Origin of the sequence: Hymenobacter cellulosivorans, from assembly GCF_022919135.1 — a bacterium.
GTDB classification, from domain to species: Bacteria; Bacteroidota; Bacteroidia; order Cytophagales; family Hymenobacteraceae; genus Hymenobacter; species Hymenobacter cellulosivorans.
Genome location: NZ_CP095049.1, coordinates 700,889 through 716,733, shown reverse-complemented (window position 1 = coordinate 716,733; position 15,845 = coordinate 700,889). Strand labels below are relative to the sequence as shown.

The window sequence follows — 15,845 nt, the reverse complement described above, 5'->3', positions numbered from 1 at the left end:
CGACAAACTCTGTTCATTGTTTCTAAGCTCTTCGCCGACGGAGCAGCCGAGTCGGGCGGCCGCCGACTCCACATGGCTCGACATCTTTTTGAGCGTGGAGAGAAATATGTTGCTGCAATACCTGCTGAGAAGCCCGTTCTAAGGCTATTTCTGTCGAATATCTACGACCGTTCCAAGTCGTTTTACCACTACCGGACCGGTAACCCTACGGAGGCCATTCGCCTGGTGCACAACGCGCTGGACAACAACATCACCCTGGAAGCCAATGGCTTCGAGTTCCTGTTGTTCGACCGGGTATCGCAGTACCACAACCTGGCCAAGGTCTATTTCGGTTTGCAGCAGCCCGAGCGGGGATTCGAAATTCTGTCGGATTCCATCTGCTTCCTGATGACGGGGCGGGCCAACGTCCTCACCGATTTGAACCGCAACTACGTGAGTACCTACAACGCGGACCTGATTCAGATGCGCTATTCGCTGCTGGCTCTGATGCTGTGCGAAACGCTTACCAACCTGCAAAAAGGTGCCGATGCTGAGTCGTTTGTGCAAGACAGCGAAGGATTTATCACCCCGATTCTGGCGGCGGCCAAGGACTTTGTGCTGCGGGAGCCACAAGAGGGTTTTTTGCAGAACTGGCTGCTGGTCGTGCAGCTGTTCTACCAGAAGCAGTACGCCGATTTCCGGGCCGCGGCCGCAGCCTTCCTGGCCGCGGCGCCCTCGTGCCTGCGCAACGTGCCACACCAACTGCTGGAAAGCTTCGTGGGCTACAGCCGGGAGCTGAGTGAGCCGGTTCTGGCCGAAGTGTAAGGCCTCGCCTGGATAACCATTCCGCTGGCAAAAAATGCGCCTCTCCCTACCGGTGGGGCGTTTTGCGTATGGGGCCGGCTGGTCGGTCGTGACTGGAGAGTATGAATAAACTCCGCAACTATTCGCTACTTTTGACCACCGCCTTTTCCCGGCAAGTGCCCTGCTGACTTGTCGCCAGCGGCTGCTGCGCCTACGGACCGGCTGTGGTTCTTGGAAACTCATTAGCACCTTGATGAAGAAGTCTTTTCTGGTTGTCCTGCTATTATCCACTGGCTTGCGCGTGAGCGGGCAAACGGCGGCCCCCCTGACGGCACGCCTGGGGCAGGTGAGCCTGACCTTCGCTATGGCTTCGGGCGGGCAGCCCACCTACGCGGTGCAGTTTGGCTCCCAGACCGTGCTCAAGCCCTCCCGGCTGGGCCTGGCGCTGGCCGACGGCCAAGGCTTTGAGGGGCCGCTGGAGCTGGTAGGCAGTGAAACCAAGGAAGTAGATGAAACCTGGCAGCCGGTCTGGGGGGAAGTCAAGACTATCCGCAACCACTACCAGCAGCTGACTGTGCACCTGCGCCAGCCCGCCGCCCCCAGCCGGCAGCTGGATATCGTGTTCCGCATCTTTGCCGACGGTGTGGGCTTCCGCTACGAGTTTCCGGCCCAGCCCACGCTGCAGTATTTCACGGTACAGGACGAGAAAACCGAGTTCAACCTGCCCGCCAACCACAAAGCCTTCTGGATTCCGGGCGACTACGACTCGAACGAGTATACCTACAGCACCACCCGTCTGAGCGAAGTCAACAGCGCCAATATTGAGGCTATTCAGCTCAAATCGGCGCCCCAGCGCGTGCAGACGCCGCTGATGCTCAAGTCGGACGATGGGCTTTACATCAACATTCACGAGGCGGCTCTGGTCAACTACCCGGCCCTGATGCTGAATGTGGATACTAAAACCTTCGGGCTGAGCAGCCAACTCGTGCCCGATGCTACCGGTACCGGGGCCAAAGCCTATCTGCAGGCGCCCGAGCACACGCCCTGGCGCACGGTTATCGTGAGTAACAAGGCTCCGGACGTGCTGGCTTCCAAGCTGGTGCTCAACCTCAATGAGCCTACCAAGCTCACGGAAACCAGTTGGATTCAGCCTCAGAAGTTTGTGGGGGTGTGGTGGGAAATGCACGTCAACAAAGCCAGTTGGAACTACGCCGACGTGAGCAACATCAAGCTGGCCGGCACCGATTGGAGCAAGCTCACGCCCAACGGCCACCACGGCGCCAACACGGCCAATGTGAAGCGCTACATTGACTTTGCCGCCAAATACGGCCTGCAGAGTGTGCTGGTCGAAGGCTGGAACGTGGGCTGGGAAGACTGGGCCGGCAACTGGAAAGAGGAAGTCTTCGACTTCGTGACGCCCTACCCGGACTTCAACGTGCAGGAATTGCAGCAGTACGCCCAGAGCAAGGGCGTCAAGCTGATGATGCACCACGAAACCAGCTCGTCGGTGACCAACTACGAGCGGCGCCAGGACGCAGCCTACCGCTTCATGCAGGAGCACAACTATGACGCGGTGAAAACCGGCTACGTGGGCCGCATCATCCCGCGCGGCGAGCATCACGACGGGCAGTGGATGGTGAACCACTACGTGCGCACGGCCCAGAAAACGGCCGACAACCACATTATGGTGGATATGCACGAGTCGGTGCGGCCCACGGGGTTGCACCGTACCTATCCCAACTGGCTGGCCTCGGAAGCAGCCCGCGGCAACGAGTTCAATGCCTGGAGCAGCGGCAACCCGCCCGAGCACGAAACCATTCTGCCCTTCACCCGCCTCATCGGCGGCCCGATGGACTACACGCCCGGCATTTTTCAGATCAAGCTCGACGACTGGAACCCGCAGCGTAACCAGGGCAAGCAGGTGCACACCACGCTTACCAAGCAGCTGGCGTTGTACGTGACGTTGTATTCGCCCCTGCAAATGGCCGCCGACCTGCCCGAAGCCTACGAAAAGCACCTCGACGCCTTCCAGTTCATCCGCGACGTGCCCGTCGACTGGGACGATACGCGCATTCTGCTGGCCGAGCCCGGCGAGTTTATTACCACGGCCCGCAAGGCCAAAGGCAAGGACGAGTGGTACGTGGGTAGCATCACCGATGAAAACGCCCGGCAGCAGCAAATCAAGCTCGATTTCCTGACCCCGGGGCAGCGCTACGAGGCCACCATCTACGCCGACGGCAAAGGTGCCAGTTGGGATAAGAACCCCGGCGCTTACCAGATTCGCAAGCAGAAAGTAGACAGCAAGACGACAATCAAACTGCAGCTGGCTCCCGGTGGCGGCACGGCCATCAGCCTGAAGCCCGTCGGCAAGTAAGGCTGCGGGCCGGACCACCTAGTTGCGGAGCTACCCAAACGCCCCCGGCTTACTTAGGCCGGGAGCGTTGAAAAGTGTTTGAACGTGCCGGACTACTTCACAAACCGTTTCGTGATAGTGGTGCGCCCCTGCAGACTCAGACGCAATGTGTAGATGCCAGTGGGCAGCTTGGTCACGTTGAGGCGGGTAACCGGCCCAGCCCCCTGGGCCCATACCTGGCCCTGCGCATCGACCACTTCGTAGCGGCTGTTGGTTAGGTCTTGGTCGGAGCGGATGAGCAGTTCGTTCGTAACGGGGTTGGGGTACAGGTCTACCGTTTCGGTTGCTTGCTGGCTAGACCTGCTTGCTACTGCCGCCGCTCCACTCCCCTGGCTGATACGGACCCAGTTGATGTTCCAGCCGCCCGACTGGGCAAAGACGCCAAAGTTGTAAGTACCCGCATTGACGGTCACCGTTTTCGACACGGTGGTCCAGTTCTGCCAGCCGCCGGTAGCCGGAATGGCTGTGCTACCCAGCTGAGTAGCTCCAGCATTCAGGTCCGCCGAAATAGTACCGCCGGATGGGCTGGCCACCCGGTATTCAATCAGGTACTGGCCGGTGGTGGGGAAATTGATGCTGGTCCACACGAGGTAGTCACCAGCATCCACGTAGCCCATGTTCTGCCCGCCCTCCGAGCAGGGCTCGGCCGTCATGCCGGAATTAGTATTGGCTGCTTCGGCTTCCAACTGGCGGCTACCTGTGCCGGAGGCCGCGCGTACGCGCAGGGAAGTGGTTTTGTCGTTCCAGTTGCTGGTGCCCAGCGGGTTATTGACCAGGCAAGTATTGCCAGCACTGCCCACCGTGAGCGTACCGCCGGTGAAGTTGTCGTTTTCGTAGAGCACTACCTCGTAGCCGCTGTTCACCTTCAGCGAGGATACGTCGTTGTCGAGAATGCCCCGGCTTTGCAGCTGGCTTAGCGTGTAAGTGCCCACTGGCAGCGCGGTGGCCGTGCCCGTATAGTTGCAGTCGCGGTACACCGTCGCCACCCCCGTACTCACCGGATTGCGCTGCTGCACCACTTGGTTGATGGCCGTCAGCAAGGAGTTGGCCCCGGTGGCGTCGCCGGCCAGCTGCCAGATCATGATGCCACTGGCCTGGTCAAAGGCCAGATTGGTTTTACTCTTGATGGTCGGGATGCCGTTGTAGCCGATACCCTGAAACAGGTCGGCATTGGGGTCAGCGCCGCGTGCCACGAGTGAGGCAAACGTCTCGCCGCCGGCCTGGCCGTAAAAGGGCACGCCCAGCACCAGCTTGCTAGCGGGCAACCCACGACCCCGCCAGTAAGCGAGCGACTGCGAAGCCAGCTGATAGGTGGAATGGGCTGGGGGAGCATCGTCGTAGGCCATTACGTTCACAAAATCCAGGGCAGCAAGGGCGCGGTCCAGAATGGAGGGGCCGGCCCAGGTACCCCCGGCTACGGCCGTCGTCAGGAGCTTGCCCCGGCTGTGCAATTGGGTACCTAGCTCCTGCATCACATTGGCGTAGCCGCCGGCCGTATTGGCGTTGGGGTGCTCCCAGTCAATATCAATGCCGTCCAGCCCATACTGGGTAGCGAAGTTGATGAGGTTGGTGGCAAAGTTGCGGGTGTAGGTGGCGTTGTTGCCGATGGAGGTAAATTCCGTTGGGTTGCCGTCGTTCATCCAGCCGCCCACTGAGATGAGCACCTTCACGCCGCGGGAGTGAGCGGTGGAAACCAAGCTTTGCAGCTTGGCTGGGTTGTCAATGGGCCGGAGCGTGCCGTCGGCATTGGGCAGCAGGAAGGCGTAGTTGATGTGAGTGAGCTTGTCATACTGCACACTGTTCACGTCCCCGGTCCAGGAGGGTAAGTAGCCAATAACGTTGAACTGGGCCCAGGCCGGGACGCTGCCGAGCAGCAGTAAGCTCGCCAGTAGACTGGCTAGCAGAGCGTGTAAGGGCGTTTTGGTTTTCATAGGGTAGGGGTTGGATGGAAAAATGGAAAATTGCAGACCAAGCTGGTGGGGCGCACCGATACGAACTAGCCCTTTGAGGAGGGCTATGAGTGGGCAGCAACAGGCGGAGGATGGGGCGGACTGGTAGGTAGTAGGCGACCTACCGGCCGGACAGGGCACACGGCCAGAGGCGGAAGCCAACCGTCTGGCAGGGGCGGCACAAGAGAGGCCAAATAAGGCTGCCACGGCCGTCTTGGGCCAGGAGCTTGGTCAGTAAGGTAGAAGAAGTTGGGAGGAAAAAACAGAGCCTAGTCGCAGATAAATAATCTGGTAGGCAGGGTTATACGGCTAAGGCACACTCACTTTCGACAAGTCTACGACCCTTTTAAAGCCATTTGCTGGGTTAGGGTCAGCCAGGAAGCGGAAAACAGCAATCAGTTAAAAAACACGTACTTTTTTACGTTACCTGCGAGTAACTACAGCCTATGCCTGACTTCTATTCAGGGACTGGTCTAAGGTTACTGGGGAGCACAGCTCCTCTTAGCACGAACTGGGCCCTTGATTAGCCTCGAAGTGAATGCCTGCCAAGGCATTGGTTGCCTAGAAAGTATGGTGATGCGCAGGGGCGCTAGCCAGCTTTATCGGCGGCAGAATGAATGAGGGTAGAGCCGGACGCTGATTATACGCTTATAAGCTGTTGGCGCTGCACACGGGCAGTCGTACCGGTTTTGTACTGCTCTGGCCTCCCATACTCGTCAGGGCAATCCTGCTGGATGGGGCTAAAACAAAAATACCCGCCGGATATCCGGCGGGTATTACACTTGGCGCTCCCTCCTGGGCTCGAACCAGGGACCCTCTGATTAACAGTCAGATGCTCTAACCGGCTGAGCTAAGGAAGCGGTTATGGCGACGTTTATCTGTCGTTGCGGGTGCAATATTAATGCACCGGGTTAGTTCCTGCAAGCATTGCTGTAAAAATAATTGTAAAAAATTCTCTAGTTTGTGATTGTCAGTGTGTTGCCCGAGAGAGAAGTTGTGTATCGACGCAGCGGTAAGCTGGCCGGACCGCCCTGCGGCTGGCCCTGAAAGCTGAATTGTGATTTGCAGCACGGGTCAAACAACTGCACAAACGGCGAAATTTTAACTCGGGCGCAGGTATCGGTCGGGTTGTAGGTGCAGGTTCGTTCGAAGGCTATGTAGGTGCTGGCGTTCTGCCGCACAACAATCAGCCCGTTCACACCGCCTTTGTGGTACACTGCTCCATTGTCGAAGCGCAGGGCGCTATTCTCCTGGTTGGTCAGGTACAGCACCTCGTTGAAAGCCGCCAGAGGAATTTGGGGCTGCACGTTGGTGCTTGAGCCGCAGCCGCAGAACACGGCCTGACTAGCCAGGGCCAAACCGATAAGAGAGGAGCGGAAGGAAAGCAGCTGCAGCATAGGGTTGGGGTTAATGAGCGTCGCCCCGGTGGGCAATGCCGCTAGGACATTGCCCACCGGGGCGACTAACGGCAGCCGTACAACGCGGCTACAGGTTCTTCTTGTTCCGGGCAATGCGCCCCGGATAAACACTCTTTGTACTTGTTTTATTGTACGCCCTCAAACTGACGCAAGAACCGCAGGTCGTTTTCCGTGAACAGGCGCAGGTCCTTAATCTGGTACTTGAGCATGGTAATCCGCTCAATGCCCATGCCCCAGGCGTAGCCCGAGTACTTCTCCGTATCGATGCCCGACTGTTCCAACACATTCGGGTCAACCATGCCGCAGCCCCCGATTTCAACCCAGCCCGACTGCTTGCAGATATTGCAGCCCGTGCCTTTGCAAATCAGGCAGGTAATATCGATTTCGGCGCTGGGCTCGGTGAAGGGAAAGAAGGAGGGACGGAACCGGATGTTGATGTCCTGGCCGAACATTTCCTGCACGAAGTAATACACCGTCTGCTTCAGGTCGGCGAAGCTGACGCCCTCGTCAATGAAAATGCCTTCCACCTGGTGGAACATCATGTGGGCCCGGGCCGAAATGGCTTCGTTGCGGTACACCCGCCCCGGCATGATGCTGCGGATGGGCGGCTTCTGGCTTTCCATCACCCGCACCTGCACTGTGCTGGTATGAGTGCGCAGCAGCGCGTCGTGGGTTGGGTCGGCGGGGTTGCGGGTCACGAAGAACGTGTCCTGCATGTCGCGGGCCGGGTGGTTTTCGGGGAAGTTGAGGGCCGTGAAGTTGTGCCAGTCGTCCTCAATTTCGGGCCCTTCGGCCACATTGAAGCCGATGCGGGAGAAGATGCGCACCATTTCCTCGCGCACTAGGCTCAGCGGGTGACGGGTGCCCAGGGCGTTGGGCACCACGGGCAGGGTGTAGTCGAAGGTAGGGTCGGCGGGGGCGTTCTGGGCGGCGGCTTCGAGCTCCTGCTGGCGCTGGCTGAACTTGTCGAGGGCCAGCTGCTTGAGCTGGTTCAGCTCCTGGCCCACGGCCCGGCGCTGGTCCTGGGGCACGGTTTTGAGAAGGTCAAACAAATCGGCCAGCTGCCCTTTGCGCCCGGTGAAGGCAATGCGGAACTGCTCCACTTGGTCGGGAGCAGAGAGGTCGTACGCTTCGATTTCGGCGCGGAGGCGGTTGATTTGGTCCTGCATAGTAAGGCAAAGGTACAGGTATCAAATTTCCATACATAAAACGGGCTCGGAAAGGCCGCCGAAAAAGTTGGTACGATTGCTGCAAAATGCCTTCTCACAAGCGGCACAGAAGACTGAACGCGGGGCGCCACCCGTTCGAGCTTGCACGCCGACGGCTACGCGCCTGGTCTGTATTTCCATCCTTTCGCCTTCTCTGAGTTATGAACCGTTTCCTGTCTTCCGCATTTTTCTTTGTTATACTAAGTGCCGCTTCGGCCCAGGCTCAAACTCAAAACACGTCGGCCGCCCCGGCCGGTTGGGCTGAGCCCGTGCTGGACCCCTGGACCATGAACGCGCCCACCAAGGCCGAAAAAGCCGCCGACCAAGCCACCGACGAGCCCGCTACCTATAACACCGGCTGGAGCAGCGCCCCTGGCATCAGCCTGAGTCTGCACGATAAGCCCAGCACCGACTGGTGGGGGCGTCCGATTAAGAAAAAAGCCAAGAATAACCTGACCACGGCCCCCGTCGCGCAAGCCACTGCCGCCGACGAAGCCAGCGACGACCCCATGATGCACTCGTCCGGGGTGATGATTGCGCCTGGCATGAACACGGCTCCTTACCGGGGCACCAGCACCGATTACTGGGGCCGCCCAGTGCGCAAAGCTCAGCGTCAGGATGCCAAGGTAGCCGCCAAAATCGCCAAGTCCTCGACCGTGGCCACTACGGCTTCATCGGGGGAGTAAAAGGTAGCTGGGCCAAAAGATGGCCTAACTAATCGAGGGTACCGTATTAGGGACCAGGAGTGTATATTTCACTTAATCCTGTTTCCTGATGCGGTACCCTCGACTCTTTTTCGGGCTATTGAGCCTGGCTTGCCTGCTTGTTGCGTCTAATGCCCAGGGCCAAACCAAGCGGGCCAGCGGCTACCACAAGAAAGCCACTCCAGCCCGTTCCCGGGCGGTGGCCCGCGTTTCCAATTCGAGACGCTATACCGACGAAGACCGGCAGCGTCTGGCTCCGGGCATGCGTATTAATATGCCCACGCCCCCGAGCACCGATTACATGGGCCGGCCCATCAAGAAGAAAGTTGCCAAGCCAGCCTCTACCAGTTCCACTATTTCCTCGGAGAAAGCAGCTCCGGTTCGGAAGCCGTAGCGAGAAAAATATCGGGTTAAACCCAATACTTCGGGGTGGAGTAGATATTTTTGTGCTTTCAGGCACAAATCCTACAGTTTCTGCGTAGTAGGGGAGAGCAAATTTTCTACTACCACTCGTTTTCTAGCTATGCTACGTCCCGTTTTTTCGTGCCTCTTGTTGGTTGCCGTGTTGAGCACCTCAAACGCACTAGCCCAGCAAAGCCGCTCGAAAGCGGCTAAGCCCGCCGCCGATTCCTGGGGCGCCGAAGCAGCCCCGGCAGCTCCCGCTGCTGGCACTACGCCGGCTGCCGCCGCTCCAGCGGGCAGCAGTGGTTTTGCCGCTCCCGCCGCCGCTGTGGAGGCTAACCCCCAGTCCAATGGCTTCGCTATTGCGCCCGGCTTTACGGCCGCGCCCTCGCACCGCGTCCGGATGGACTACCGGGGCCGGCCTCTGGCTCCCTACATCAAGCGCAACGTGAGCACCAATACCTCGACGACGGCTCCAGCCCCGATGGTAGAAGCCACGGCTCCTGCTGAGCCCGCCGTAACGACCACCGAAGTAGCTGCTCCCGTAGCTGCTCCAGCCGCCAAGACGGCCACGGCTACTAAGTCGGCAGCTGCTTCAGCTTCGACCACGAAGAAAGTAACCGCCGCCGGCGCAGCTCCGGCAGCTGCCGCTCCTGCTCCCAAGAAAGCCCCGGCCAAAAAGGCTCCGGCCAAGAATGACGGCTGGGGTTCTTCCTCCGGTAGCGGCTGGTAAGCCTTACAGCCCACTACAACAATTGCATAAAAAAGCCCTGCTGAATATCCGGCAGGGCTTTTTTATTTTAGTAAAACGTGGCTTCGGCGACCTACTCTGCGTCAGCAGTAGCTAGGGTGGCTACTTCGGACTGGGCGCGGTAGAAAAGTGTGCTGCTGTTGTCGGGGCGCAGGTATTCCTGGGCGGCGGCGCGCAGGCCCTGGGCCGTGACGGCCTGCACCTTGGCGCTTTCCTGGTTGACAAGGTCCGCGTCGCCGAGCAGTTTGAAGTAGGCCAGGGCCATGGCGCGGTTGAGCAGCTCGATTTCCTCGAAGACGATGCTGGCTTCGGCCTGATTCTTCACTTTTTCCAGCTCCTGGGGCGAAACCAGCTCCTCGCGCAGCTCGGCTACCACTTCTTCCACGGCCGCGTCGGCGGTTTCCATAGCGACGCCACTGTTGAGGCGGCCACTGATGACGAGCAGCCCGGGCTCCAGGGAGCCGCTGCAGGAAGCCGAAATCGAGTTGAACAGCTGCTGGTCTTTCACCAGGCGCTGGTAGAGGCGGGCCGACTTGCCCCGGCCCAGCACGTCGCTGAGCAGGTCCACGGTGTGGTAGTCGGCGGCGGCACGGCCGGGTATGTGGTACACCTTGTAGTAGGCGCTGGCCGGCACTTCGGCTATTACGTCGAGGTGGCGGGCTTCGGTCTGGCGCGGTTCGGCCGGGAGCTGCCGCTCGTAGGGCGTACCGCCGGGAATGGGCTCAAACCACTTCTCGGCCAGGCGGCGCGCCTCGGCCACGGTTACGGCGCCGGCAATGACCAGCACGGCGTTGGTGGGAGCGTAGTGCTTGGCAAAAAAGGCCCGAACGTCGTCCATTACCGCGTTTTCGATGTGGCCGACTTCTTTGCCAATCGTGGGCCACTGGTAGGGGTGCACTTGGTAGGCCAGGGGGCGGAGCTTGAGCCAGACGTCGCCGTAGGGCTGGTTGAGGTAGTTTTGCTTGAACTCCTCGACCACCACTTTGCGCTGCACCTCCAGGCCGTTTTCTGAGAAGGCCAGCCCCAGCATCCGGTCCGATTCCAACCAGAAGGCGGTTTCGATGTTGGCCGCGGGCAAGGTCAGGTAGTAGTTGGTGATGTCGGGGGAAGTGAAGGCGTTGTTTTCGCCGCCCACGTATTGCAGAGGCTCATCGTAGCTCGGAATGTTGACCGAGCCCGAGAACATAAGGTGTTCAAAGAGGTGGGCAAAGCCGGTGTGCGCCACGTCCTCGTCGCGGGAGCCCACGTTATAGAGCACGTTCAGAACGGCAATGGGCGTGGAGTGGTCCTCGTGTACGATGCAGCGCAGGCCGTTGGCCAGGGTGAATTCTTCGAATTTAATCATAGGGCAAGATAGTAGGAAGCACGAAAGAGTACGTTAATAACCTACTAGGCGGCGCAGAGGTTCGGCTGTGTTAGAGGCAGAGGCTAAAACTGGCCGCGCAAGCCTAGCTGCCACATCCGGGCCACGGGGTACACGCCTGCATCCTGGCCGGCGTAGTAGGGGCCGGCCCCGCCGCTGCTCACGTTGGGGTCAAAGCCGCGGTAGGGGCCCGTCACGAACAGGTTTTGGCCGCCCACCCATACGCTGACCTTGCGCGGGCCGGTATTAAGCACCTCGTAGCTGAGCGTGAGCTGGGACAGGCGCACGTGGCTGCCGTTTTCCAGGTCTTCGTTGGTGGGCACGGGGGACGAAAAGTTGGCGAAGCCAGGGCGGGGCACGGAGGTATCCTGGTTGGCGGGTGTCCAGTAGTTAAGGGCCCGCACGGAGCTGTTAGCAAAGCCAGAAGGCGCGTCGAGACGCAGCAGCGTGGAGTTCTGAATTTGGTAACCGAAAAGGCCGTCGAACTGGGCATCGAGCTGGAAGTGCTTGAGGCGCAGCTGCTGGGAGAAATTAAGCGAGTAGCGGGGCAGACCGGTGCCTTCGTAGTAGATATCGCCAAAGTCGCGGTGGCCATCGTTGTTGCGGTCCGCGTAGCGTTGCTGGCCGGCGCTGGGGTGGCCCACTGGGAAGGTGCCATCGGCCTCATACACCCGGAAGCGGCTCACTGGCTGGCCCACTTCCAGGTTGCTGGGCACTGTCCGACCGAAGTCGTCGCCGGGGTTGAGTTCGGTTACCTCGTTGCGGTTGGTGGCGGCGCTTAGCTGAGAGAAACCCCTAACTGGCCCGACCTGCCAGCTGCCGCCGACGGTAAGCTCCAGACCCTTATTAAGCAATGTAATGTTGGGAAAGGTGGGTAAATTGATGATACCGATGGTCGTGGGCACCAAAGCCAGGAACGAGGCCTGCGAATGGCTGGTGCGGCGCTGGTAGGCGGCCACTTCCAGCGTAAGGCTTCCCCCAAGCAGGCCGGCGCGCAGGCCGGCATCGTGCTGGGTGGTGCGGTCAGTCACAAAAAAGGAACTGGTTTTGCCCGAGCCAGCCCAGAGCGTAAGGTCGGTGAGGCGGGGATGGTCGGCCAGGAAACGCTCTTTGTTGATATGCCAGCTGAGTTGGCCGCCGGGTAGCCACACTTTCTTATCGGAGGCGTTTTCGCCGGAGGCAAACTCAGTGCGCATGGAGGCCTGCGCCTCGTAGCGTCCGGCGTAGGTGTAAGCAGCCACCACCGAGGGGCTGTGAATGGCCAGGCGCTTCTCTTCGGACCGCAAAAAGCCGCCCGAGTACATCCCCTCGTAAGTATATTCTAGCTCGCGCTGGTCCTGTTGGCGCAGGTAGTTGAGAGCGGCCGTCACGGCGTGTTGCTCCCGGAAAGTGCGCTCAAAGCGCAGAGTGGCGGCCACCACCCAGTTGTGGGCCAAGGTGGTGGCAGTGCCGGTGCGCTCTACGGGTACCGGGCCGGGGCCAAAGCCGTTGGGCGTGTAGTCGAGTCCTTCGGCGTCTACCTTCTCGCGACTGCCACGGGCAGTGAGGCTCAGGCTGGGCGAGAACTGGTATGTAGCGTTGAGTTGGGTAACGAGGCGGCGGGTGCGGGCCGTTTGCGAGTAGTCGTCGAGGGCATAGCGCGGCGCTGGTGGGGAATAGCTAGAGGAGGTGCGGGCCGGCACAGCCGGAATGCCCAGCAGGTAGCTTCGTACCAGCGAGCCGGCATCCAACTCCTGACCAGCGTGGTGCTGGTTGGTTTGGCTGGCGCTGGCCCGAACGCCCACCCGCAGCTTCTGGGTAATTTGCTGGTCAAGGTTGAAACGTAAGCTGCCCCGGCTCATTCCTGACTTGACGATAACGCCAGCCTGGTTGAGGTAGTCAGCGGCGACGTAGTAGCGGGTGTTGCCGGCGAGGCCGTCTACGCTTAGGTTGTGGCTCTGCACGGCGGCGGGCCGGAATAGTTCATCCTGCCAGTCTACTTCCTGTAGACTGCTCAAGTCGGCGGTTGAGTAGGGAAGGGGCCGCCCGAAGCTGGAAGCCGTAGCGGCGTTGGCGAGCTGGGCGTACTGGCGACCGTTGAGCAGCTCGTAGCGCTGGCGCACTTGCTGCACGCCACCCCAGCCGCTGTAGCGCACCCGCAGGGGTTGGTCTTGCGTGCGGCCGTCGGCACCCTGCCTGGTGCTGATGAGAATAACACCATTAGAGCCCTGCATTCCGTACTGGGCGGTAGCGGCGGCCCCACGCAGCACGATTATCTGGTCTACATCGTCCACGGGCAGGTCCAGCAGTGGGTTGGCACCGAGCGCGCTGGGAGTGGCAATGTTGGGGAAGCTGGAGTTGTCTTTAGTTGGGTAGAATGGGTTTCGGTTATCCCAGCGCTCCGGCGTCACGTCGGTATTATACACCGGCACGCCATCTACCACGTACAGCGGCTGGCTGCTGCCGGTCACGTTACCGGCCCCTCGGATGCGGACCGTGGCCCAGGCCCCCGGCGCCCCGGAGTAGGGCGTGACTTGCACCCCGGCTATGCGGCTAAGCGCGGGCTGAATGGTAGTAAAGGCCGGCAGGTTAATCTGTTCCGTAACGGAAGTGGCTCCGCAGGAAATAAGGCGCAAACTATCAGTGGCTGGCCGGGCTAGCGTGTCGGGCTGTTGGGCCCGGGCGGCCAGGGTAGTTAGCAGAAAAGGCGTAACGAGTACAAGTTGCTTCATATAGGAGTAGCAGGGAGGAAATCAACCCCGAAGATAGATGCCGCTGCTCGGCCAATTTCACAAAGCCAAGTCAACAATTTTCCTTTCGTCCAAACCTGTACTTTTGCCCTGCTTACCACCCACCCTTCCTCCCGTATGAACTTCGACCGGAAAGACTACTCCAACGACGTACTGCTCCACCTCTACCAGGGCTTGCTCAAGCCCCGCCTGATTGAGGAGAAAATGCTCATTTTGCTGCGCCAGGGCAAAGTCAGCAAGTGGTTTTCGGGCATCGGGCAGGAAGCTATTTCGGTGGGCAGCACCCTGGCCCTGAACCCGGACGAGTACATTTTGCCTTTGCACCGCAATCTGGGCGTCTTTACCGGCCGCAACGTGCCCCTGGACCGTCTCTTTGCCCAATGGCAGGGCAAAACCACCGGCTACACCAAGGGCCGGGACCGGAGCTTCCACTTCGGCACCAATGAGCACCACATTGTGGGCATGATTTCGCACCTGGGTCCGCAGCTGGCCGTGGCCGGCGGCATTGCCCTGGCTGATCTGCTGGATAAGGAGCCCCGCGTGACCGTGACCTACAGCGGGGACGGCGGCGCCTCGGAGGGCGACTTCCACGAGGCCCTCAACGTGGCCGCCGTGTGGCAGCTGCCGGTCATTTTCATCATCGAAAACAACGGCTACGGCCTGAGCACGCCCAGCAAAGAGCAGTTCCGCTTCAACTACTTCATCGATAAGGGCCCCGCCTACGGCATGGAAGCCGTGCAGGTGGACGGCAACAACGTACTGGAAGTCTACGATACGGTGAAGCGCCTGGCCGAAGACCTGCGCCAGAACCCCCGCCCCGTGCTGCTGGAGGCCCTCACGTTCCGGATGCGGGGCCACGAAGAAGCCAGCGGCACCAAGTACGTGCCCCAGGAGCTGTTTGAGGAATGGGCCCAGAAAGACCCGGTCGAGAACTACGAGAAGTGGCTGCTGGCCGAAGGCATTCTGGACGAAGAAGCCCGCATGCGCTTCCGCGAAACCATCAAGCGCGAAATCGAGGAAGGGCTGCGCGTGGCCGATGCTACGCCCATGCCTACGGCCAACATCGAGGAGGAAATTGCCGACATGTATCAGGCTTTCGAGGCGGATAAGTCCCTGGAACTATCAGCTGACAACCAGCAACCAGCTACCGATAAGCGCTACGTCGACGCCATCAGCGACGCGCTGCGCCAGAGCATGGAGCGTTACCCCGAGTTGGTGCTCATGGGCCAGGACATTGCCGACTACGGCGGGGTATTCAAGGTGACGGAAGGCTTCGTAGCCCAGTTTGGCAAAGGCCGGGTGCGCAATACGCCCCTGTGTGAGTCTGCCATTGTAGGCGCGGGCCTGGGCCTGAGCATCCGCCGCAAAAAGGCCATGGTGGAAATGCAGTTCGCCGACTTTGTGACCTGCGGCTTCAACCAGATTGTGAATAACCTGGCCAAAAGCCACTACCGCTGGGGCCAGAATGCCGACGTAGTAGTCCGCATGCCGACTGGCGCGGGCTCGGCCGCGGGGCCTTTCCATAGCCAGAGCAACGAGGCTTGGTTTACCCACACGCCCGGCCTGAAAGTGGTGTTTCCCTCGAACCCCCACGACGCCAAAGGCTTGCTCAACGCGGCTATCGAAGACCCCAACCCGGTGATTTACTTCGAGCACAAGCTGCTCTACCGCTCTATCAGCGGGCCGGTGCCGGATGCCTACTACACCACGCCCATTGGCAAGGCGGCCCTGGCCCGGGAAGGCTCCGAGCTGAGCATCATCACCTACGGGGCCGGCGTACACTGGGCTACCAGCCTGGCTAGTGAGCTGAACCTGAACTGCGACATTCTGGATTTGCGCACGCTGCTGCCCTGGGACGAAGAAGCCGTGCGGGCTACCGTGCGCAAAACCGGCCGCGTCATTCTCTTCCATGAAGACACGCTGACCGGCGGCATCGGGGGCGAAATTGCGGCCTGGATTGCCGAGCACTGCTTCGAGCACCTCGACGGCCCCGTGCAGCGCGTGGCCTCCCTGGATACGGCCATTCCGTTCTCGCCGCCGCTGGAGAAGGCCTTTTTGCCCCAGCAGCGCCTGCGCGAGCGGGTCGAGAAACTGCTGGCTTACTAACCTTAGCGCCCCGGGTTCG

11 protein-coding genes and 1 tRNA gene are annotated in these 15,845 nt (G+C 60.3%); 6 read left to right on the top strand and 6 right to left on the bottom strand.

Annotated features, from left to right (window positions below; translation table 11 throughout):
* The first annotated feature begins 72 nt into the window (after positions 1-72).
* Both MUN80_RS03105 and MUN80_RS03100 read left to right on the top strand, forming a co-directional pair.
* On the top strand, positions 73-804 hold the full coding sequence (locus MUN80_RS03105; RefSeq protein WP_244719506.1) for a hypothetical protein: 732 nt from the start codon (positions 73-75) through the stop codon (positions 802-804).
* A gap of 232 nt (positions 805-1,036) precedes the next feature.
* On the top strand, positions 1,037-3,157 hold the full coding sequence (locus MUN80_RS03100) for a glycoside hydrolase family 97 protein (protein WP_244719503.1): 2,121 nt from the start codon (positions 1,037-1,039) through the stop codon (positions 3,155-3,157).
* Positions 3,158-3,249: 92 nt separating this feature from the next.
* Here the strand turns inward: MUN80_RS03100 and MUN80_RS03095 are convergent, their stop codons facing one another.
* From MUN80_RS03095 to pheS, 4 genes are all read right to left on the bottom strand, one after another.
* The gene (locus MUN80_RS03095) at positions 3,250-5,127 is read right to left on the bottom strand and encodes a glycosyl hydrolase family 18 protein (protein WP_244719500.1); all 1,878 of its coding nucleotides are present in this window, start codon (positions 5,125-5,127) and stop codon (positions 3,250-3,252) included.
* A gap of 801 nt (positions 5,128-5,928) precedes the next feature.
* A tRNA-Asn gene (locus MUN80_RS03090) sits at positions 5,929-6,005 on the bottom strand.
* A 96-nt stretch (positions 6,006-6,101) separates the two neighbouring features.
* The gene (locus MUN80_RS03085; RefSeq protein ID WP_244719497.1) at positions 6,102-6,542 is read right to left on the bottom strand and encodes a hypothetical protein; all 441 of its coding nucleotides are present in this window, start codon (positions 6,540-6,542) and stop codon (positions 6,102-6,104) included.
* A 146-nt stretch (positions 6,543-6,688) separates the two neighbouring features.
* A complete protein-coding gene (pheS, locus tag MUN80_RS03080) occupies positions 6,689-7,732 on the bottom strand; it encodes a phenylalanine--tRNA ligase subunit alpha (protein ID WP_244719494.1) in 1,044 nt (347 codons plus the stop codon).
* A gap of 200 nt (positions 7,733-7,932) precedes the next feature.
* Here pheS and MUN80_RS03075 point away from each other — a divergent pair, with 200 nt between their 5' ends.
* From MUN80_RS03075 to MUN80_RS03065, 3 genes are all read left to right on the top strand, one after another.
* On the top strand, positions 7,933-8,457 hold the full coding sequence (locus MUN80_RS03075; protein ID WP_244719491.1) for a hypothetical protein: 525 nt from the start codon (positions 7,933-7,935) through the stop codon (positions 8,455-8,457).
* Positions 8,458-8,545: 88 nt separating this feature from the next.
* Positions 8,546-8,869: a hypothetical protein gene (locus MUN80_RS03070; protein ID WP_244719489.1), complete on the top strand. Its 324-nt coding sequence runs from the start codon at positions 8,546-8,548 to the stop codon at positions 8,867-8,869.
* Between the two features lie 129 nt (positions 8,870-8,998).
* Positions 8,999-9,610, top strand: a complete 612-nt coding sequence (locus MUN80_RS03065) for a hypothetical protein (protein ID WP_244719486.1) — start codon at positions 8,999-9,001, stop codon at positions 9,608-9,610.
* A 91-nt stretch (positions 9,611-9,701) separates the two neighbouring features.
* Here the strand turns inward: MUN80_RS03065 and MUN80_RS03060 are convergent, their stop codons facing one another.
* Both MUN80_RS03060 and MUN80_RS03055 read right to left on the bottom strand, forming a co-directional pair.
* Positions 9,702-10,973 (bottom strand): M16 family metallopeptidase, encoded by a 1,272-nt coding sequence (locus MUN80_RS03060; RefSeq protein WP_244719483.1) that lies wholly within the window; start codon positions 10,971-10,973, stop codon positions 9,702-9,704.
* An 83-nt stretch (positions 10,974-11,056) separates the two neighbouring features.
* Entirely contained in the window at positions 11,057-13,702 is a 2,646-nt protein-coding gene (locus tag MUN80_RS03055) for a TonB-dependent receptor plug domain-containing protein (protein ID WP_244719479.1), read from the bottom strand.
* A gap of 135 nt (positions 13,703-13,837) precedes the next feature.
* Between MUN80_RS03055 and MUN80_RS03050 the strand changes: the two genes are divergently transcribed.
* Positions 13,838-15,826, top strand: coding sequence for an alpha-ketoacid dehydrogenase subunit alpha/beta (locus MUN80_RS03050; protein WP_244719476.1), 1,989 nt, complete (start codon positions 13,838-13,840; stop codon positions 15,824-15,826).
* The last annotated feature ends 19 nt before the right edge of the window (positions 15,827-15,845 follow it).